At 50.7% G+C, this 18,301-nt stretch carries 18 protein-coding genes; 5 read left to right on the forward strand and 13 right to left on the reverse strand.

Going from position 1 to position 18,301, the window contains the following annotated elements; all coding sequences use genetic code 11:
• Positions 1–51 precede the first annotated feature (51 nt).
• Positions 52–1,467, forward strand: coding sequence for a ribosome biogenesis GTPase Der (gene der / locus Q9O24_07920; protein MDQ7075062.1), 1,416 nt, complete (start codon positions 52–54; stop codon positions 1,465–1,467).
• Here the strand turns inward: der and Q9O24_07925 are convergent.
• Entirely contained in the window at positions 1,464–3,797 is a 2,334-nt protein-coding gene (locus Q9O24_07925; protein ID MDQ7075063.1) for an EAL domain-containing protein, read from the reverse strand. The two genes, der and Q9O24_07925, sit on opposite strands and share 4 nt — an antisense overlap.
• Before the next feature lie 149 nt (positions 3,798–3,946).
• On the opposite strand from Q9O24_07925, the gene Q9O24_07930 reads away from it, so the two are divergent.
• On the forward strand, positions 3,947–6,577 hold the full coding sequence (locus tag Q9O24_07930) for a methyl-accepting chemotaxis protein (GenBank protein ID MDQ7075064.1): 2,631 nt from the start codon (positions 3,947–3,949) through the stop codon (positions 6,575–6,577).
• Positions 6,578–6,623: 46 nt separating this feature from the next.
• Here the strand turns inward: Q9O24_07930 and Q9O24_07935 are convergent, their stop codons facing one another.
• The 11 genes from Q9O24_07935 to ccmA form a co-directional block, all read right to left on the reverse strand.
• Positions 6,624–6,923: a hypothetical protein gene (locus Q9O24_07935; GenBank protein ID MDQ7075065.1), complete on the reverse strand. Its 300-nt coding sequence runs from the start codon at positions 6,921–6,923 to the stop codon at positions 6,624–6,626.
• A gap of 81 nt (positions 6,924–7,004) precedes the next feature.
• On the reverse strand, positions 7,005–7,205 hold the full coding sequence (locus Q9O24_07940) for a DUF3185 family protein (protein MDQ7075066.1): 201 nt from the start codon (positions 7,203–7,205) through the stop codon (positions 7,005–7,007).
• Positions 7,206–7,219: 14 nt separating this feature from the next.
• The gene (gene ccmI / locus Q9O24_07945; GenBank protein ID MDQ7075067.1) at positions 7,220–8,932 is read right to left on the reverse strand and encodes a c-type cytochrome biogenesis protein CcmI; all 1,713 of its coding nucleotides are present in this window, start codon (positions 8,930–8,932) and stop codon (positions 7,220–7,222) included.
• A complete protein-coding gene (locus Q9O24_07950; GenBank protein ID MDQ7075068.1) occupies positions 8,929–9,417 on the reverse strand; it encodes a cytochrome c-type biogenesis protein CcmH in 489 nt (162 codons plus the stop codon). The genes ccmI and Q9O24_07950 overlap by 4 nt, the downstream gene beginning before the upstream one ends.
• A complete protein-coding gene (locus Q9O24_07955; protein ID MDQ7075069.1) occupies positions 9,417–9,950 on the reverse strand; it encodes a DsbE family thiol:disulfide interchange protein in 534 nt (177 codons plus the stop codon). The genes Q9O24_07950 and Q9O24_07955 overlap by 1 nt, the downstream gene beginning before the upstream one ends.
• A complete protein-coding gene (locus Q9O24_07960) occupies positions 9,950–11,920 on the reverse strand; it encodes a heme lyase CcmF/NrfE family subunit (protein ID MDQ7075070.1) in 1,971 nt (656 codons plus the stop codon). Before Q9O24_07960 ends, Q9O24_07955 begins: the two co-directional genes overlap by 1 nt.
• Positions 11,920–12,387, reverse strand: coding sequence for a cytochrome c maturation protein CcmE (gene ccmE / locus Q9O24_07965; protein MDQ7075071.1), 468 nt, complete (start codon positions 12,385–12,387; stop codon positions 11,920–11,922). The genes Q9O24_07960 and ccmE overlap by 1 nt, the downstream gene beginning before the upstream one ends.
• Positions 12,384–12,554 (reverse strand): heme exporter protein CcmD, encoded by a 171-nt coding sequence (gene ccmD / locus Q9O24_07970; protein MDQ7075072.1) that lies wholly within the window; start codon positions 12,552–12,554, stop codon positions 12,384–12,386. Before ccmD ends, ccmE begins: the two co-directional genes overlap by 4 nt.
• Positions 12,551–13,282, reverse strand: a complete 732-nt coding sequence (locus Q9O24_07975) for a heme ABC transporter permease (GenBank protein ID MDQ7075073.1) — start codon at positions 13,280–13,282, stop codon at positions 12,551–12,553. Before Q9O24_07975 ends, ccmD begins: the two co-directional genes overlap by 4 nt.
• A gap of 126 nt (positions 13,283–13,408) precedes the next feature.
• Positions 13,409–14,095: a heme exporter protein CcmB gene (ccmB, locus tag Q9O24_07980; GenBank protein MDQ7075074.1), complete on the reverse strand. Its 687-nt coding sequence runs from the start codon at positions 14,093–14,095 to the stop codon at positions 13,409–13,411.
• A complete protein-coding gene (gene ccmA / locus Q9O24_07985; protein ID MDQ7075075.1) occupies positions 14,092–14,730 on the reverse strand; it encodes a cytochrome c biogenesis heme-transporting ATPase CcmA in 639 nt (212 codons plus the stop codon). Before ccmA ends, ccmB begins: the two co-directional genes overlap by 4 nt.
• Positions 14,731–15,511: 781 nt before the next feature.
• Here ccmA and Q9O24_07990 point away from each other — a divergent pair.
• Positions 15,512–16,096, forward strand: coding sequence for a TlpA disulfide reductase family protein (locus Q9O24_07990; GenBank protein MDQ7075076.1), 585 nt, complete (start codon positions 15,512–15,514; stop codon positions 16,094–16,096).
• An 11-nt stretch (positions 16,097–16,107) separates the two neighbouring features.
• Here Q9O24_07990 and Q9O24_07995 read toward each other — a convergent pair whose 3' ends face one another.
• Positions 16,108–16,797, reverse strand: coding sequence for a response regulator (locus tag Q9O24_07995; GenBank protein MDQ7075077.1), 690 nt, complete (start codon positions 16,795–16,797; stop codon positions 16,108–16,110).
• A gap of 139 nt (positions 16,798–16,936) precedes the next feature.
• Between Q9O24_07995 and Q9O24_08000 the strand changes: the two genes are divergently transcribed.
• A complete protein-coding gene (locus Q9O24_08000; GenBank protein MDQ7075078.1) occupies positions 16,937–17,866 on the forward strand; it encodes an SPFH domain-containing protein in 930 nt (309 codons plus the stop codon).
• 14 nt (positions 17,867–17,880) lie between these two features.
• The gene (locus tag Q9O24_08005) at positions 17,881–18,300 is read left to right on the forward strand and encodes an NfeD family protein (GenBank protein MDQ7075079.1); all 420 of its coding nucleotides are present in this window, start codon (positions 17,881–17,883) and stop codon (positions 18,298–18,300) included.
• Position 18,301 lies beyond the last annotated feature (1 nt).

An 18,301-nucleotide genomic window follows, 5' to 3' on the forward strand; every position in this document is an offset into this window, starting at 1 on the left:
GCCCGCCTGATAAAAAATTCACCTATCCCGTTCGTTGTGCAGAGAGTCCCCATGAAACCTGTTATTGCTTTGGTCGGTCGCCCCAATGTGGGCAAATCCACCCTGTTTAATAAACTCACCCGCAGTCGTGATGCCTTGGTAGCGGATCTGCCGGGGTTGACCCGTGACCGTCAGTACGGCGATGGTAAAGTCGGCGAGAGGGCGTTTATCGTTGTTGATACGGGTGGTTTAAGCGGCGCAAAAGAGGCTTTGGATGTGCGCATGGAGCAACAGACCCAGCTGGCCATTTCGGAAGCCAATGTGGTGCTGTTTATGGTGGATGCCCGCGCGGGTTTGATGCCGGCTGATGTGAACATTGCTGATCAGCTGCGTCGCGATGGAAAATCGGTTTTTTTGGTGGTTAATAAAGTAGATGGCTTGGACATCGAGCAGGCCAAAAGTGACTTTTACAGCCTTGGTTTGGGGCAGTCTTTGGCCATTGCAGCGTCGCACGGTCGGGGGGTTAATCGCCTGATCGAGACGGTGCTGGACGAGCAGGCTGAACAGGAAGAGATTGACGAGGGTCAAGAGGCGGCGGAACGCACTTTGAAGGTGGCGGTGGTGGGTCGCCCTAATGTGGGTAAGTCTACTTTGATTAACCGCTTTTTGGGCGAAGAACGGGTGGTGGCTTTTGACCGTCCGGGTACCACTCGCGACAGCGTTTTTATTCCCTTTGAAAAAGCCGGTCAGGCCTACACGTTGATTGATACCGCCGGTGTGCGGCGGCGCGGTAAAGTCAAAGAAGTGGTGGAAAAGTTCAGTGTGATCAAAACCTTGCAGGCGATTGATGCCAGCAACGTGGTGATTATGATGATGGACGCCAGTCAAGGCATTGCCGATCAAGATTTGAGCCTGTTGGGTTATATTTTAGACAGCGGTCGTGCCTTGGTGGTGGCGATCAATAAATGGGATGATTTGAGCCGAGACCAAAAAGATCAGATTAAAAAGGATCTGGATTGGCGTTTGGGGTTCCTTAAATTTGCCAAGGTGCATCAGGTCTCGGCCAAACGCGGTACGGGGGTGGGTAAATTGCTCGGTTCGGTCAATCAGGCCTATCGAGCGGCGATGAAAGATCTTTCTACGCCGGAGTTAACGCGCCAGTTACAGCAGGCGCTGTTGGCGCATCAACCGCCGCTGTTTCGGGGGCGGCGGATCAAGTTGCGTTACGCCCATCAAGGAGGAGTGAATCCGCCATTGATTGTGATTCATGGCAACCAGACCGACAGTTTGCCTGGGGTCTATAAACGCTATCTGGCCAACTATTTTCAGGAAGCCTTTAAACTGTTCGGTACGCCTTTGAGATTGGAATTTCGTACTGCCGAGAATCCGTTTGCGGGGCGACGTACACCCCCCCCAAAAACCAAGAGCAGTAAGGAACTGAATCGCAAGCCGAAACTGTTGGCCAAACAGAAAGCGCGTCGTCGTTAGGCGCTTTTTTGTTCGGGCTTGCTTTTATGAAGCTGCTGTTGCAGCAGTTGCTCGATGGCGTTGGCGGGTTTGGGACGACTGAAAAGATAGCCCTGATATTCGTGACAGCCGTTTTGCTCCAAAAAGGCCAGTTGTTCGGGGGTTTCTACCCCTTCGGCAATGACTTTTAGATCCAGGCTTTTGGCCATTGCCAAAATGGCCTGAATAATGGCTTGGTCATTTTTGTCGTGCTGGATGTCGGCTACAAAGGATTGGTCGATTTTTAGGCTATCAAAGGCAAACTGTTTCAGGTAGCTGAGGCTGGAGTAACCGGTGCCAAAATCGTCAATGGAGATGGTAACACCGACTTTTTTGATTGCTTTGAGCTGGCGGCGGTTTTTTTCTGGGTAGCGCATCAGGGTGTTTTCGGTCAGCTCCAGTTCCAAATTTTTTGGCTCAATGTCGTACTGGGTGAGCAGGCGTGTGAGGCGCTCAGGCAGTTTGGGGTCGGCCAGTTGCAAGGGCGAGAGGTTGACCGCCACGGTGAGGTTTTGAATGCCCTGTTGTGACCAGTGGTGCAGCTGTTGACAGGCTTGCTCCAAAACCCAAGCTCCGATAGGAGTGATCAGGCCTTCGTTTTCGGCGGTATCAATAAACTGGTTTGGAGAAATGTAGCCTTTCTGTGGGTGTTTCCAGCGCAGGAGTGCTTCTAGGCCGGTGATCTGACCGCTGCTGAGATTGACTTTGGGTTGGTAATAAATTTGGAACTGCTTCTCTTCCAAGGCCAGACGCAGATCACGGGCGAGGGTCAGACGCGCCATCATCTCATCGTTTAATTGCTGGGTATGGAACTGAAAATGGTTGCGCCCCTGCTGTTTGGCTTGGTACATGGCGGTGTCGGCATTTTTGATCAACTCATCCACGTTGTTGCCGTCTTTGCTTGAGAGGCTGATGCCGATGCTGATGCCGTAATGTAGGGTGTGCTCCAAAATATGCGCAGGTTTGGCAATCTCGTTTAACAGCTGGTTGGCTAAGTTGACCACTTCCGCTTCGTCTTTTATCTCTGGCAGTAAAATAATAAATTCATCACCGCCGTAACGCGCCACCGTATCACCGGCTCTGGCGCACTGTTGCAGTCGTTTGGCTGTTTCCAGCAGTAGGGCATCGCCTACGGGATGGCCGAGACTGTCATTGATGTATTTAAAGCGATCCAGATCGATAAACAGCACGGCGGTTTGATGTTGGCACCGTTGTGCTTGTGCCAGTGCCTGTTCGAGGTGATCTTCAAACAGCAGGCGGTTGGGCAGTCCTGTGAGGCTGTCGTGAGTGGCTTGGTGAGCTAAGGTCTGTTCGTAGTTTTTTTGCTGGTCAATGATGTGCGTGAGCAGAGTGTTTTTATGTGCCAAGGTATGGGCGTGTTGAGAAGCGCTGAAGAGGTACCAGCTGAGTAAAAGAGTAATGATCAGCCCTGAAATTAAAATAATCCAATGAGTTGGGGGGAGTTGAGTTACAAAATAGCCTTGGGCTGGGGTGGCAATGATGTTCCAAAACTGTGAACCAACGCTGATCTTACCTTGATAACGTAAGCTGGAGGGGGCGTGAATAAGGCTTTCTTTTGAGTGAGATGTACTCAATTTGCGCGAGCGGTGAAAATGTAAGGGGGTCGCATTTGGGCTGATCTCGCCGTGATACAGGCCGAGATTGATGCCGCTGGGAGTCAGGCCTGACAGAGCTTGTTTTACCAGATGGTGCGGATTCAACAAAGCGACTAAATAATCGCTCTCCAGTTGGGGGGATTCTGTGTCTGAGTGGTAGAGAATTTTTTGATAGATAAACAGAAGGTTGTTTTGACTGCGTTGCTCTTGCAGGCTAAAAAATCCGAGGTCTGAATTATTTTTCCGCACCTTCGTCAGCTCCATTGTCAGCTGTACCATGACCTCGGGAGTTAACTTACCTTGATCGTTGAGCAGAGGCAGAGAGGTGTCTGTTTGCCGCTTGTTTTGGAGTGTGCTGGGATACCAGATCACCTGTTGCCAGACAGGGTGATTGTGGACAAAGTGGGTGCTGAACTGTTGTAAGGGGTTCAATAGCGGTGGTTTAGAGGCCTCTAAAAAGGCACTTACGGCGTGAAACAGTTCTAAGTCACGCATTAATTGGCGTTTGATGGTGGTGATACGATCTTTAGCGCCTTTAACAAAACTGTTTTCTTGTGCTTCCAGAACCGTATGACGGTTCCACTGTTCTACTTGAACAGCGGTCATCAGGCTTAGGCTGCTGCCAATGAGCAATATAAGCAGGCTTGGTATGTGTTGTCGTAGTCGAGATAGGATGGGGGTGATCAGGATATTCATTCTTTTGCCTCGGTCACCTTCAGATTTTAAAAACGGCTCCGATTTTAACACAGTGAGCTAACAAAATTTATTGGTGTAAATATTGTAGTGGCTGTTGCAAGAATACGGTTTGTCTGTTTGCAGCGTGAGTGGTCAAGGGAGCGGGAAGCATGGCGTGGATAAAAAATGTCTCGGTGAAATACAAGATTTGGTTCAGTTTCATTTTGGTGCTGCTCGGCTTGGTGTGGCAAGGGGTCAATTCGGTCAATAGCCTGTCTACGGTGCAGTCCAGCATCAATGTGGTGGTGGAGGAGCTGCAACCGACAATGGTGCTTTCGATGCGTTTGGAGTACCAATTGCAAGCGGCGGTCAGCTCTTTGGCGTTGTACCTACTGAGCAAAGAAGAGATCCATAAAACCGAGTATCAAAATCGTCTGCACGAGCTGGATATGACCCTTAATACAATCAACAGTCTGGCCATTGAGAGCGGTAATCTGCAAGAGCAGCGTTTTTTAGAGGAATTGGGTGAAAGCCTCAAAACCTTTAAGAGTTATAAAGAAGGCATGTTGGCGTTGGCGGAGGACGAAGCCAGCAACATCAGTGCGATGGTGTACGCCAGTGAACACATCAATTCTCGGGTGAAAGAGATCAGCAACATTCTCAATCAGATGGTGCGCTCTGAAGATGAAGAAGAGGCCAGTGAAGAGCGCAAACAGCTGCTTTTGGATGTCAGCGAATTACGTTACGCTTGGTCGAATGTGGTCAATGAAATCCGTCTGTTTCTGGCTTTTCGCACTCAAATTGCGTTGGATAATTTGACGCTCTACTCACAGCAAGTGGAGAACATGCTCAGTAAAGTGGCGCAATACGGTGATGCGTTGACGTTTGATCAAGTGGACGGTTTGACCGAGTTACAACCCATTTTGCACGATTTTGCTCAACATTGGGCTATTTTGACCGAGATTCACGGCAGTGATCGCTGGCGACGTGATGCCTATTTGATCAAAACCGAAATTACACCCTTGATTACAAAAATAAAACGCAATTTAAATAGGCATTTGGGCAAACAGCGACACGCCATGCGTTTGGCCAATCGAGGCGTGAATACCCTCTATCGCAGTGAACGTCAGCACTATATTTTTATTACCTTTATCGCTTTGTTTTTGGTGGCGTTGTTGGCTTGGTGGCTGTCGCGTAACATCACCAAACCCTTGGCCGAAGCGGTTATTTTTACCCAAAAAATTGCGGCGGGTAAGCTGGATAACAAAACCAAATACCGTTCTAAAGATGAGATGGGGCAGTTGTTAAGCGCTTTGGCACAAATGCAGCGTCAGCTCTCTGAGCGTATTCAAAGCGAAGCTAAAATTTCTGCCATCAATGCTCGGGTGAAAACGGCGCTGGACAGCGTCAGTGCTAATGTGATGATGGCCGATGGCAAGAACAACATTATCTACATCAACGATTCTGCCCGTCGCATGTTTCAGCAAGCAGCAGAAGAGATTAGGCAACATCTGCCTGAATTTGATATTGAGTCGGCACTGAGTTTGAATTTAGTCGAACTGTTTCCCGACTCAAACGACTTGCACAGCACCTTAAATGACCTCAAGCAGCAGAAAAAATACGAGCTGTTATTGGGGCAATGTACTTTGAACTTTATTGCCAACCCGGTTTTTGATGAGCACGGTAAACGAGTGGGAACGGTGCTTGAGTGGCAAAATCGTACTCTGGAGATCAGCATTGAGAAGGAAATTGAGCAGATCATCTGCGCTGCTCGTCAGGGGGATCTCAGTCAACGCATTTCAATGCAGGGCAAAGAGGGCTTTTTTAATGTTCTGGGTGGTGGCATTAATCAGTTAAGTGAAGTGATTCATGGGGTGTTTAGTAACATCAATGACGTGATGGCAAAAATGGCGCAAGGGCAATTGAATAACCGCATGGAAGGCGAATATCAAGGTCTGTTTGCCGAGGTGAAAGAGAACGTCAATCAGACGTTCTGCCGTTTGGAAGAGATGTTATTGCAGATTCAACAGGCCGCCGATGAGATCAACCACTCTTCAAAGCAGATTGCAGAGGGTAACGAAGCCCTTTTTTCTCGCAGTGAAGAGCAAGCCAGTTCCTTGGAAGAGACGGCCTCCAGTGTCGAGCAGTTGACCAGCACCGTGCGCCAAAATGCAGATAACGCTCAGCAGGCCAACGGTTTGGCCATTGAAGCATCAAAAACCGCAGTGCAAGGTCAACAGGTGATGCTGGATGCGGTCAAAGCGATGCAGATGATCGGCCAGTCCAGTAAAAAAATTGCCGAGATTATCGGGGTGATTGATGAAATATCGTTCCAAACGCAACTGTTGGCACTGAATGCCAGTGTGGAAGCGGCGCGCGCGGGTGAACAGGGGCGGGGGTTTGCTGTGGTGGCCACTGAGGTACGCAGTTTAGCTGAACGCAGTACCACAGCGGCTAAGGAGATTAAAACATTGATTCAAGAGAGTGTGCGAAAAATTGAGGTAGGGACGCGCTTGGTGAACGATTCGGGAGACTCATTGGATGAAATTGTTATTCGAGTGAAAACCGTCAGTGGCATTATTGGTGAAATTGCTGCGGCCAGCGAGGAGCAATCGCAGGGCATCAAGCAGGTCAATCAAGCGGTGATGACGATGGATGACTTGACCCAAAAAAATGCGGCCTTGGCAGAAAACACCTCACAGACCAGTGGCTCTATGAATCAACAGGTCAATCAGATGATGGTGCAGTTAACGTTTTTCGATTTTTCGGCGGAAAAGGACAAGCGGAAGGTGTCGTCATAACCGCTTAAGCCGTTTCTTCGGCACAGTGGCCGAAGAGGCGATGACCTTAGGAGGGTTGATCTGTTTTTCTGGGTGTTACAACGGCTGGGATTGTGTCGTTGTTTTTGGGTGATGTCGCTTTTGGAGTCGGGATGATGGTGGAGGTTGTGCTGCGTTTTTTGGCTTGTGAGCGGCAGTAGGCTTTGACGCTGGTGCCTCGTTGGGTGGTGTAACTTTCGATCCAACGACAGTTGTTGTCACTGTGGCAGGCTTCGTTAGCCAATCCTTTGCAGGGAGAGTTGGCCTGTGTGATGGGAGTGAAGAGCAGCAACGTGAGGCTAAAAGAGGAGAGCAGGGGCAGTTTCATGGCAATGTCCTTTGAGGTTTAGACGATGAAGGTCGTCTTATAATCCTCAAAAAACAGGCCAAAAAATGCTGTTTCAGATGACTATTTTAGCAGTTTAAACAGCCCAAACGCCGTGCTAATACCGCCAAGAACAAACAGAATCATCGCCCGGTCGCTGGGCATACCGTTGAAGGTTTGACTCAGTTGAGAGCCCAGTGAGTCGGAGACGCTAAAACCCCATGCCAGCAGAGCCACACCGATGGCGAGTAATACAACCCCCATCTGTTGTTTTTTTAATTTCATTTATGCTCTCCTAATTAACGAATGTATTGAATCATCAAGTTGACCGTGGTGCTTTGGCCAACGGTGACCGGCTGCACTTCGCCAAACAAGTCTCCCCTCTGGCCGATGGCGTTGCCACTTTTGGAGATGCGCGCGCCAACGATCACTTGCTTGAAGCTGGAAAGTTTCATTTGCGGCATCATTGCCATCGCGTCGTTAAGGGTCAGTTGCAAAGGCAGGTCTTTGACCTGCTTGCGTACTGCTGCCAACGGCATGGGTGGGCCACGCAACGCTTTGGCGTAGATAAACAAGGCATCTTCTGGAGAGGCGCGTGAGGTCAAATCGGGCGACAAGCGGATGCTGACGTTGATCGCATCGGCAGCGACCGCTGCTTGTGTAGCCTGAGCAGCGGTGGGAGTTACAACGGCAGTGGGGGTGACATCTGGGCGTTGTGCATGACCTTTGATCTGTTTGATCAAGATTTTAACCACCGCCTCTTGGCCAACGGTAACCGATTGTACTTCGGCGTAAAAATCCCCGTCTTGAGCGATGGCGTTGCCGCTTTTTGAGATGCGCGCGCCGACGTTAACTTGGTCAAAGTTGGAGAGTTTCATCTGCGGTATCATGGCCATGCTGTCATTCAAGGTGATGCTCAGTGGCAGATCAATGGCTTTTTTGCGTACCGCTGCCAGTGGCATCGGTGGTCCACTCATGGCCTTGGCGTAGATAAAGAGGCTGTCTTCAATGGCCACTTTGGCCGCCAAACTGGGGTCTAGGTCGATTTCCAAACGAATGGAGTCTTTGCCCAAGGTGGCGGGAGCAGCGGCTTGAGCAGCGCTGGCGATGCTGGGCAGCGTTTTGAAGTTGGTGATGGGCTGCTGCAATTTTTGTTCGGCGCTGTTGATGAGCTGCCGCAGTGCTGCTTGCGATTCAGGATCATCGTCCATATTGGGTTCGAGTCGTTTCCAGTAGTTGAGCGCCGCTGGGTAGTCTTTTTTCTCCTGCATGGCCATGCCAGCCAGCCACAGCCCTTGGGTGTTGTTGGGGTTTAACTCCAAGGCTTGGAAGACTTGTTCGGCGGGTTTGCCGGTCAAACGCCCTCCTTGGGTCATGGCCAGCGCATCGGCGTATTGCACCAAGACTTCGGGGTCATTGGGGCCGATTAAGGATAAAAGTTCTTCCCAAGCATCAACGGCATCGTTGTACTGTTTGAGCGTCATGTAGGAGCGCGCCAGCATGTACCAGCCTTGTGGATTATTGGGTTTGTCAGCCAATTTTTGTTTTAGGCTAACGATCATTTCATCTACGGTGGGCATGGTGCCGCCGTTCTGAGCGACCATACTGTTGATTTCGCGGTTTGCACCAGCACCGGGGCCGGACATCTCCATCGCATCCAAATCACCTCGAGTCAGATACAGGCTGACGGCCAAAATGGGCACCATGCTGGTGATAATGACCGCTACTAGCTTGCTGCTCTGGATGTTGGATTCTGTTTTCGGTGCCTGTTCTTTTTTCAGGTCGTTGGCCAGTTGTTGTTCCAGATCTTTCTGGATCTGCTGGTATTGAGGCTCGCTGTGTTGCCCAGCTTGATATTCGGCCTCCAGCTCTTTGAGGCGTTGTTTGGCGATGTTGACGTTGATCTGGTTGAGATCACGGTCAATGTATTGTTTGGGACGCAACAGCGTCGGCAACAGTAAAGCAAGCGCCGCCAATAACATGGCAACGGAAATTATCCAAAACAAAATCATGAGTGTTTATCTTTGTCGGTTAACAGGTCGTGGGCGTGTTGCAGCTCTTCCGTTTGGCTGGCCGTTTGGCTGGCTTTGTTGTTTTTGGCTTCTTCTTTTTGGCGACGCACAAAACGCAACAGGGTTGTCAGGCCAAGGGCTAAGATTAAGAAAGGCCCTAGCCAAAGCAACAGGGTGTTGAGCTGAAAAGGCGGTTTGTAGAGCACAAAATCGCCGTAACGCTGCACCATGTAGGCTTTGATCTCGGTTGGGCTTTTGCCTTCGCTGATCATGTCGTAGGTCTGTTGTTTCAGATCCAGCGCCAGTTCTGCATGAGAGTCGGCCAAGGTCTGGTTTTGACAGACCAAACAGCGCAGCTCTTCTGTCAGTTGGTGATAATCTGCCTCAGCTTCAGGGGTCTTAAAGGTTAAGGATTTCATTTCAGCCGAGGCGGAAAAACCGCTCAATAATAGAGCAGTGAGGGTAAAGGCCATCCAAAATTTCATTAGGCGGCTTCTCCTTTCAGTTGGGCAATCAAGGGCAACAAGGTTTCATTGAGAGATTGTCGGGTCACCGGACCGATGTGTTTGTAACGCACAATGCCCTTTTTATCGATGACAAAGGTTTCTGGTGCGCCGTAGACACCCCAATCAATCGCCACCCGGCCGTCGGCATCGACGGCGTTGGCGTAGTAGGGGTTGCCAAGGCGTTGTAACCAGCGTTGTGCTTCACCGTTGTCGTCTTTGTAGTTAAGACCGACGATGGGCAGCAGGTTGCGCCGACTGAGATCAACCAGCAGCGCATGTTCTGCGCGACAAGAGACACACCACGTCGCCCAGACATTGAGCAGCCAAACTTGGCCTTGCATGTCTTTGGGTGACAAATTTTGCTGTGCATTGTCCAAACGCGGCAGAGAGAACTCCGGTGCCGGTTTGCCAATGAAGGGCGAAGGCACCTCTTTGGGATCGAGGGTTAGCCCCACGCCCAAAAAAAACGCGATCAGCACAAACACACCCAAGGGCAGGAAATAACGAGACATTAGGCGGCCTCCGTTGCACCGCTGGGCGCAGTGGAGGTTTTACGTCCCATACGATAACGGCGATCCGAAGCGGCTAACAGTCCACCAAAAGCCATAAACAACGCACCCATCCAAATCCAACGAATAAAGGGTTTGTGGTAAAGACGCAAGCTCCACGCGCCGCCTCGGTCGAGTTTTTCACCCAACGCAACGTAGAGATCACGGAACAACCCTTCGTCGATGGCCGCTTCGGTCATGGGCATTTTTTGTACCCGATACTCGCGTTTTTCTGGGTGCAACGTGGCCACTTTTTCACCGTCTTGGAAGACAGTGACCAAGCCTCGTTTGGCGATGTAGTTGGGGCCGGGAACCTCATCCACACCTTCAAACTGGAAGTCGTAACCGCCCATGGAGTAGCTTTGACCCACTTCCATGCGTACGTCCTGTTCGCTGCTGTAGGTGCTGGTGAGGGTGATGCCGACCACAAACACAGCGATGCCCAAATGAGCGGTGCTCATGCCCCAGAAACTGCGGGGAATTTGAGTCAATGCGCGCCATTTGTCGCTTTTGTGTTCGATGCGGTTCAACACGCCTTGAACGGTGGCCAAGGTCACCCACCAAGCCAAAGTCAGACCCAGCATCGCTTCCCATGTGATTGTGGGCAGGGTAAAGCTGAGACCAATGCCGAGCAGTACACTGGCGATCATCGCCCAGCGCAGCTTGGCAAAGATGCGCCCAATGCTGTCTTTACGCCAATGGGTCATTGCGCCCATGCCGACTAAAACAGCCAGTGGCAGGGTCAAGGGGATGAAGACTTTGTTGAAGTAGGGGGGACCTACGGAGATTTTGCCCATGCCCAGCGCATCAATAATTAATGGGTAGAGGGTGCCGAGCAAAATACTGGCAGCGGCAGCGGTTAACAGAACGTTGTTTAGCAGCAGACCGGTTTCTCGTGAGACTACTTCAAAGCCGACGTTGCTGCGAATTTGTGGTGCACGCCACGCGTAGAGCAGCAGTGAGCCGCCGATGACAATGATTAAGAAGGCAAGAATAAAGACACCGCGTCCTGGATCGGTGGCAAAAGCGTGTACCGAGGTCAACACACCGGAACGCACCAAGAAAGTACCGAGCAGGCTTAAGGAGAAGGCGAAGATCGCCAATAGTACGGTCCACGCTTTAAAGGCACCGCGTTTCTCGGTGACCGCCAAAGAGTGAACCAGAGCAGTACCGACTAACCACGGCATAAAGGAGGCGTTTTCGACCGGATCCCAGAACCACCAGCCGCCCCAGCCAAGCTCATAATAAGCCCACCAACTGCCCAGTGCGATGCCCACGGTCAGGAAGACCCAAGCAAGGTTTGTCCAAGGACGTGACCAACGAGCCCAAGCGGAATCCAGACGACCGCCAATCAAGGCAGCAATGGCAAAGGCAAAGGCAACAGAAAAACCGACATAACCGAGATAGAGCATCGGTGGATGAATGGCCAAGCCGGGATCTTGCAGCAGCGGGTTAAGATCTCGTCCCTCCAAAGGAGCCGGAATCAGGCGGTCAAAGGGGTTGGAGGTAAAGAGCATGAAGAGGATAAACCCCATGCTGATCAGTCCCATCACCGCCAGCACGCGGGCGACAACGATCTCCGGCACACTGCGGCTGAAAAAGCTGATGGCCGTGCTCCAACCGGCCAACATAAGCGCCCACAACAGCAACGAACCTTCATGCGCGCCCCAGACCCCAGAGATCAGGTAAATGACGGGCAGATGGGTGTTGGAGTTCTGTGCCACGTAGGCCAGTGAGAAGTCATGCACCAAAAAGGCGTAGGTAAGTAAACCGTAAGAGATCAGGACAAAAAGGGTTTGCGCGAGCGTGGCCGGTTTGGCCAGTGCGATCCAATTTTGATTACCACGAGCGGCACCCAGCAGTGGAAAGACCACTTGGACGATGCTCATACAAAGGGCAAGGATAAGGGCAAAATGCCCCAGTTCAGCAATCATTAATACATTCCTTCCGGCATAGATGTTTGACCCTCTTTCCATTTACCGGCCTTTTTCAGAGCGTCGGCAACTTCGGGAGGCATGTAGTTTTCGTCGTGTTTGGCCAGCACTTCAGAGGCGGTAAAACGCCCCGTATCGTCGAGCTTGCCTTTGGCAATGATGCCCTGACCTTCGCGGAACAGGTCGGGCAGGATGCCAGCGTAATAAATGGGCAGACTTTTATCGCCATCGGTGACGATGAACTGCACCGTCAGGCTGCCATTCTCGCGGGTGACGCTGCCGGTTTTAACCAAGCCACCTACGCGGAAATTGTGTCCTACGGGTGCTTCGCCAGCGGCCACTTGGGTGGGGCTGAAAAAGAACATCACATTGGATTGAAAGGCGTTCAGCATCAGCATGGTGGTGATGGAGACACCCCCAACCATCAGACCGATGAGCAATAGGCGTTTTTTACGTACGGGGTTCATGTTTCACTCCCTGATCGAGCCACACGGCGAGCGATCTGTTGTTTAATCTGTTGCTGGTCGCGTTTTGCGAAAAGGTAGAGGGCGATCATAACGACCGTCGTCAGACCGTAAGAAGACCAGACGTAAAGGGCGTAACCGCCCATATGAAAAAATTCGCTCACACTCATTTTTTAAACAGCTCCTGTACCCAGCCGGTTTTCTGTTCGCGGCGCAAAATTTCTGTGCGGGTGCGAATCAGCAAAACGTGGGCGAAAAAGACCTTAAACGCGCCTGCCATCAGCAGCAGTGGAATTAACATGCTGATATGGATGGAGGGGGTGTCCATTTTGGTAATGGTGGCCGGTTGATGCAAGGTGTACCACCACTCTACGGAGTAGTGAATGATGGGGATATTAATTACCCCAACCAGCGCTAAAATTGCGCCCGCGCGAGCGGCGGTACGTGTGTCTTCAATGGCTGCTTGCAAGGCGATAAAACCGAGGTAGAGAAACAGCAAAATCAGCTCCGAGGTTAAACGTGCATCCCAGACCCACCAAGTACCCCACATGGGTTTACCCCAAAAGGAACCGGTGACCAGTGCCAAAAGGGTAAAGGCGGCTCCAATGGGAGCCGCAGCAGAGGCGACCATGTCGGCCATCTTCATTTTCCAGACCAGGCCAACCCCGCCAGCGAGCGCCATCACCATGTAGATGAACATCGACATCCAAGCCGCAGGCACATGGACAAAAATAATGCGGTAGCTTTCGCCCTGTTGATAATCCGGTGGTGCGCTGAAGCTGTAATAAAGACCGCTGATCAATAACAGCAGAAACAGGCCACCCGTCCAGGGCAGGAAACGACCGGCAATGCGGTAGACGTGTTTGGGTGACCCCAGACGAAAAAACCAAGCAAACATGAATATCCTCTTAAAAACCCGTTTTCGGGTGCAATTTTGAGCGTGGTGGCTTAGCGTAGCCTGAACAGAGACCGTAATGGGGTGACGGAGTTCCCAACCCTCTGTTTATCCGCCCAGCGTATGTTTTTAGCTGCTCAGACTGATGCGCAGTGCAGCGGCAATGGCCATCGGAGCCAGAGTAATGGAGAGCATGAGTAGAGCGGCTAAAAATGACAGCTGAGCTTCAATGGATAACCCCATACCAGCAACGCCCACGGCGCTGGCGGCAAAAATCAAAATGGGAATATACAGGGGCAGCACCAAGAGGGAAAGCAAAACGCCGCCTCGGCGTAGGCCGACGGTGAGCGCCGCGCCAATGGCACCGATCAGAGTCAGGGCGGGAGTTCCCAGTGCCAAGGTCATCATTAAGGCTGGGATTGCTTCACTGGAGAGGTTCATTAAAACGGCCAGCAGCGGTGAAAGCAGGATCAACGGCAGGCCGGTGAGCAGCCACTGGGCGCTGACTTTAGCCAACACCAACACAGAGACCGGATGGGGGCTGATGATCAGCTGTTCCAGTGAACCGTCGTCGTAGTCGGAACGAAACAGGCTGTCCAGAGAGAGCATGGCGGCCAGCAGCGCTGCGACCCAGATCACCCCAGGTGCCATTTCACGCAGGGCGTTTGGCTCAGGTCCGACACCTAAAGGGAAGAGGGTGACAACAATAATAAAAAACAGCAGGGGATTGACCCACTCACTGCGCCGCCGCGCGGCCAACAGCAAATCCCTGCGTAAAAGCAGCCAAAAAACGGACAACATACTGGTTTCATTCATGGGTTTAGGTGCAATGTTTTGAGTGGGTAGTCGCCCAGTTGCAGGGGGTGGTGAGTGGTGAAGACCACCATACCACCGGCTTGAGCGTGTTTGATCAGTTCGGCTTCGATGACGGCGCGACCGCGCACATCCAGTGCGGTCAGAGGTTCGTCTAGAATCCACAGTTTGGTATTGGTCACCAGTAGGCGAGCTAAAGCCACGCGGCGGCGCTGACCGGCAGAGAGGGCGCGACAGGGTACGTCATCACGGTTGAGCAAGCCCAGCAGTTGCAGAGCCTGCTGTGGGCTCATATTCGCCCGTGCGTTGGCCAGACTGCGATCCATGCGTAAATTCTCAATCGGAGTCAATTCGCCTTTGAAGCCGTTGTGGTGACCGACGTAGGTCAGTTGGCTGCCAAATTCGGCGCGCATTTTGTGCAGCGGTTTGCCTTGCCAAAGTACGTCGCCTTCGTCGGCCAATACCAATCCGCAGAGAATGCGCAGCAGAGTGGTCTTGCCGCTGCCGTTTTCGCCGTCGATCTGCAAAATGTCGCCGGGAGAGAGGTCAAAGTTGACGTCAGCAAACAGCAGGTGGTCACCGCGATAGCAGGTCAGTTCCACGCCTGATAAATGGTGCTCGGTGGTTGTTGAATTCATAAGGAGCGAGTTTTCCAGCGCTGTGAGGTGAGGGATCTGCTTAGCTAGCTAGGCTACCAGCGCGGAATCATAGGCGGAACAGCCGTGAGAACGCAAACGCTGATCGCGGTTTTTATCGAAAAAAGTGCATTTTATGGTCTGAATGTGACGGTGTTTTGTAAGGTTGAGGTTACAAAAACAGCCTTGGTGGGCTGAAAAACGTTTATTTAGCAGGAATACATTGAAAAAAATGTGAACTTGGTCGAGAATGCGGCACCTGCTTAAGTAAAAAACAAGAAAAAGTGGGTAAATGAGACAAAGATCTCGTCTTAAACAGGATAAATGTAAGTTCGTGATCCGATTGATAATGGGTCTAAAAATGAGCATTTTGAGCGTATTTTAGGAGGATATTGTTGTGACTATGAAACCTATATGGGGGTTTTTGCTGCTATTGCCAATTTTACCCAGTTGGCAGTCGTCATCTGCCGTTCAGCAGGTGACAAGTTCAGTTCCTGATGTCGGTTTGCATGGGAGTGTGTTGCGAGAAGGTATAACTTCTTCAGGCAGTACTCTGTTTCGTCTTGGTTATGAAAACGCCTTCTGTTGTACCAGTACCGGTTTTACCTACTCTCGGTTATCTCGGTAGTTGATAAGAAAAAACGTTTAAAAAACGGCTTGAGTTGTTTTGCCTGAATTCTGTGAGATGGGCGTTAGATCCATTCACAGAGGCTGAACGCGGCCATCTTATTTGTTTTGATCCTTTTATCAAAATAACAAACTTTTAGCGCGCGTGGAGAAAAAAGTGAACAGTCGTCGTCGAGTGTTGTTTGTCGGCTTGCAGGTGGTGATCGTCTTATGCACCACTGCTTATGCCAGTTACCAGATGCAGGGTCAATCCTCAGGGGAGTCGATCATTGCAGTAGAGCCTATCATTGAGCTTCAGGCTGAAAAAGTGCAACTGCCGGTTTTTCAGACGGTGCCAAAGCTGACCTTAAACGATCTGCAAGGTGAGTCGCGTAATTTGCAGCAGTGGCAAGGTCAGGTGGTGGTGTTGAATTTTTGGGCCAGTTGGTGTCGTCCCTGTCAAAGCAATGTGCAGCAGTTGGTTCGCCTGCAACAACAGTATGCCGAACAAGGTCTGCAAGTGGTGGGTTTGGGAGTGGGTAATCAGCGTGATTTGAAACAGGCAAAACGACTGTTGGCGATGAATTATCCTGTGTTGGTAATGAATCCAGCGGAGAGTCATCGACTGTTATTGGAGTGGGGCAACGGTGACAACATTGTGCCTTACACGGTAATTATTGATCGCCAAGGGCGTTTTCGTTATCAGCAGAGTGGGGTGATGGATCTGGCCGCGTTTGATCGGCAGTTGCAGCTTTTGTTGTAATCAGCCTCTTTTTAGCTGCTGTGGGTTGTGAGCAAGGGGATGACGTTTTCAAACAGACCGAACTTCAATGCCAGTGCCAGAAGAACAGCGATAAACAGCAGTCGTAACAGATCTTGGCCAAGAGTGGCTAAGAAGGTCGGCTTATTATTTAACAGATAATCCAATTTCTGTTCTAAACGGTTGATCTCGTTGTGAGTGGTGTTGTTTGTCTGCTGGGGTTCTGGTCGGGGCTGAGGAGAGGGGCTGGATTTTTTTTGTTTGGCTGGTTTTTGTTTGTTGGGATTGGCGTTAGCCTGTTCACTAGCATCGTTTAGGGCATTTTTTACCGATTGCAGAATGTGGCGTTTTGAGAAGGGTTTTTCAATGTACTCCAGAGTTGTCAGATTGGGTGAGGCATAGGAGAAGAATTTTTTCTGTGTCTCTGCATCTTTGACGGCAGTTAAGGCGAACACTTTGATGGGGTAAGCGTGCTGCTTTAACAGATAATTTAAAAAGGAAAAACCGTCTCTTTCAGGCATGAGAATATCTAAAAATATGAGTTGGATTTTATCTTTTTCCTGTCGCAGCACCTCAATGGCCTCGACCACACTGGGAGTGATGAACACCTCATAGTGGGCATTGCTGAGAATGATTTTCAGTGAGTGTAGAATGGTGAGACTGTCATCCACCACCAAAATGGCCGGTTTTTTGGGTTGGGGCATACCGTTGCTCTACTGGTTAAAAACGGAGGTGCTGAATTCGCTGATCGTTTAAGCATGAGAGTATAGCGGAGTTAGCAGACAGAGTTCTGAGTTGCTGGATTATTCGATTTTTTGTTAGGAGAAAACCGTTATGCCGTTGATGAGCGAAACCTCTCTGCTGGTGCTGATTTTGGTCGTGTTGGCTTTGGTGATGATTTTTGCGGGAGTGAAAACCGTCTCGCAAGGCATGGAGTACACCGTTGAACGCCTGGGAAAATACACTCGCACTTTAAAGCCAGGTCTGAATTTTTTGATCCCGTTTTTGGATCGTGTTAGCCATGAAATTAATATGAAAGAGCAGGTGTTGGACATTGATCAACAATCGGTGATTTCACTGGACAACGCGGCGGTCATGGCCGATGGCATTGTCTTTTATCAGGTCGTCAGTGCGGCAAAATCAGCCTATGAAATCAGTGATTTAGAGTTGGCGATGCGCAATTTATGCTTGACCAACATTCGTACCGTGTTGGGTTCAATGTCATTGGATGACATGCTTTCCAATCGTGAAGTGATCAATTCACAACTGTTGGGGGTGGTGGACGAAGCCACTGATCCGTGGGGGGTTAAAGTGACGCGCATTGAAATTAAAGATCTGGAACCACCGGAAGATCTGGTGGAGGCAATGTCGCGACAGATGAAAGCGGAACGGCAAAAACGGGCGGAAATTCTAGAGGCAGAAGGTAAGCGTCAATCGGAAGTGTTGGCCGCTGAGGGTAAAAAACAGGCGACTATTTTGGAAGCTGAAGGTTTAAAGGAAGCGGCTTTTAGAGAGGCAGAAGCCCGTGAACGACTGGCGAAAGCAGAAGCCACGGCGACCTTAATGCTTTCAGAGGCGGTGAAAAAAGGCGATGAGCGGGCGTTGAATTATTTTGTGGCGCAAAAATACATTGAGGCACTGACGGTGATCGGCAGCGCCGAAAATGCGAAGTTGGTTTTGATGCCGTTAGAGGCCGCCAGCGTCATTGGTGCCATTGGTGGCATCAGTGAAGTAGTGAAAAAGATGGGGTCAAAACATTCTGGGGAAGCGTAGTGGAGCTTTTTCCTATGAGCCATTGGAGCTGGCTGATTTTGGCACTGTTGCTGGTGATGCTGGAAGTCTTTGTGCCGAGTACCTTTTTTCTCTGGATGGGGGTTGCAGCTGGGCTGGTTGCTGCTCTGTTGTGGTTGTTGCCTGATCTTTCTTGGCAAGCGCAATGGCTTTTGTTCGGTCTCTTTTCTCTGCTGTCGTTGACGTTTTGGTTTCGCTTTGCAAAAAAAGTCCCACTGCAAAGCGATGAGCCGCTGTTAAATCAGCGCGCTCAACAGCAGGTGGGCAAAGTGTTGGTGTTGCAAGAGGCGATTGTTAATCGACGCGGCAAGGTGCGCATCGGTGACAGCGTGTGGCTGGTGGAGGGCGATGATCGTGCCGCCGGTGAGCAGGTTACTGTGCTTTCCGTGCAGGGTTCGATCCTCAAGGTGGAGTGAG

The organism is Gammaproteobacteria bacterium, from assembly GCA_030949385.1.
Taxonomy (GTDB): Bacteria; Pseudomonadota; Gammaproteobacteria; order JAUZRS01; family JAUZRS01; genus JAUZRS01.

Bases quoted from the DNA above. Each gene is read 5' to 3' on its own strand.
- der (MDQ7075062.1), top strand. From the start codon at position 52: ATGAAACCTGTTATTGCTTTGGTCGGTCGCCCCAATGTGGGCAAATCC.
- Q9O24_07975 (MDQ7075073.1), bottom strand. From the start codon at position 13,282: ATGTTTGCTTGGTTTTTTCGTCTGGGGTCACCCAAACACGTCTACCGC.
- Q9O24_08000 (MDQ7075078.1), top strand. From the start codon at position 16,937: ATGAGCGAAACCTCTCTGCTGGTGCTGATTTTGGTCGTGTTGGCTTTG.
- Q9O24_07955 (MDQ7075069.1), bottom strand. From the start codon at position 9,950: ATGTCTCGTTATTTCCTGCCCTTGGGTGTGTTTGTGCTGATCGCGTTT.
- Q9O24_07960 (MDQ7075070.1), bottom strand. From the start codon at position 11,920: ATGATTGCTGAACTGGGGCATTTTGCCCTTATCCTTGCCCTTTGTATG.
- Q9O24_07940 (MDQ7075066.1), bottom strand. From the start codon at position 7,205: ATGAAATTAAAAAAACAACAGATGGGGGTTGTATTACTCGCCATCGGT.
- Q9O24_07925 (MDQ7075063.1), bottom strand. From the start codon at position 3,797: ATGAATATCCTGATCACCCCCATCCTATCTCGACTACGACAACACATA.
- Q9O24_07995 (MDQ7075077.1), bottom strand. From the start codon at position 16,797: ATGCCCCAACCCAAAAAACCGGCCATTTTGGTGGTGGATGACAGTCTC.
- Q9O24_07935 (MDQ7075065.1), bottom strand. From the start codon at position 6,923: ATGAAACTGCCCCTGCTCTCCTCTTTTAGCCTCACGTTGCTGCTCTTC.
- ccmA (MDQ7075075.1), bottom strand. From the start codon at position 14,730: ATGAATTCAACAACCACCGAGCACCATTTATCAGGCGTGGAACTGACC.
- ccmB (MDQ7075074.1), bottom strand. From the start codon at position 14,095: ATGAATGAAACCAGTATGTTGTCCGTTTTTTGGCTGCTTTTACGCAGG.
- Q9O24_08005 (MDQ7075079.1), top strand. From the start codon at position 17,881: ATGAGCCATTGGAGCTGGCTGATTTTGGCACTGTTGCTGGTGATGCTG.
- Q9O24_07930 (MDQ7075064.1), top strand. From the start codon at position 3,947: ATGGCGTGGATAAAAAATGTCTCGGTGAAATACAAGATTTGGTTCAGT.
- ccmD (MDQ7075072.1), bottom strand. From the start codon at position 12,554: ATGAGTGTGAGCGAATTTTTTCATATGGGCGGTTACGCCCTTTACGTC.
- ccmE (MDQ7075071.1), bottom strand. From the start codon at position 12,387: ATGAACCCCGTACGTAAAAAACGCCTATTGCTCATCGGTCTGATGGTT.
- ccmI (MDQ7075067.1), bottom strand. From the start codon at position 8,932: ATGATTTTGTTTTGGATAATTTCCGTTGCCATGTTATTGGCGGCGCTT.
- Q9O24_07950 (MDQ7075068.1), bottom strand. From the start codon at position 9,417: ATGAAATTTTGGATGGCCTTTACCCTCACTGCTCTATTATTGAGCGGT.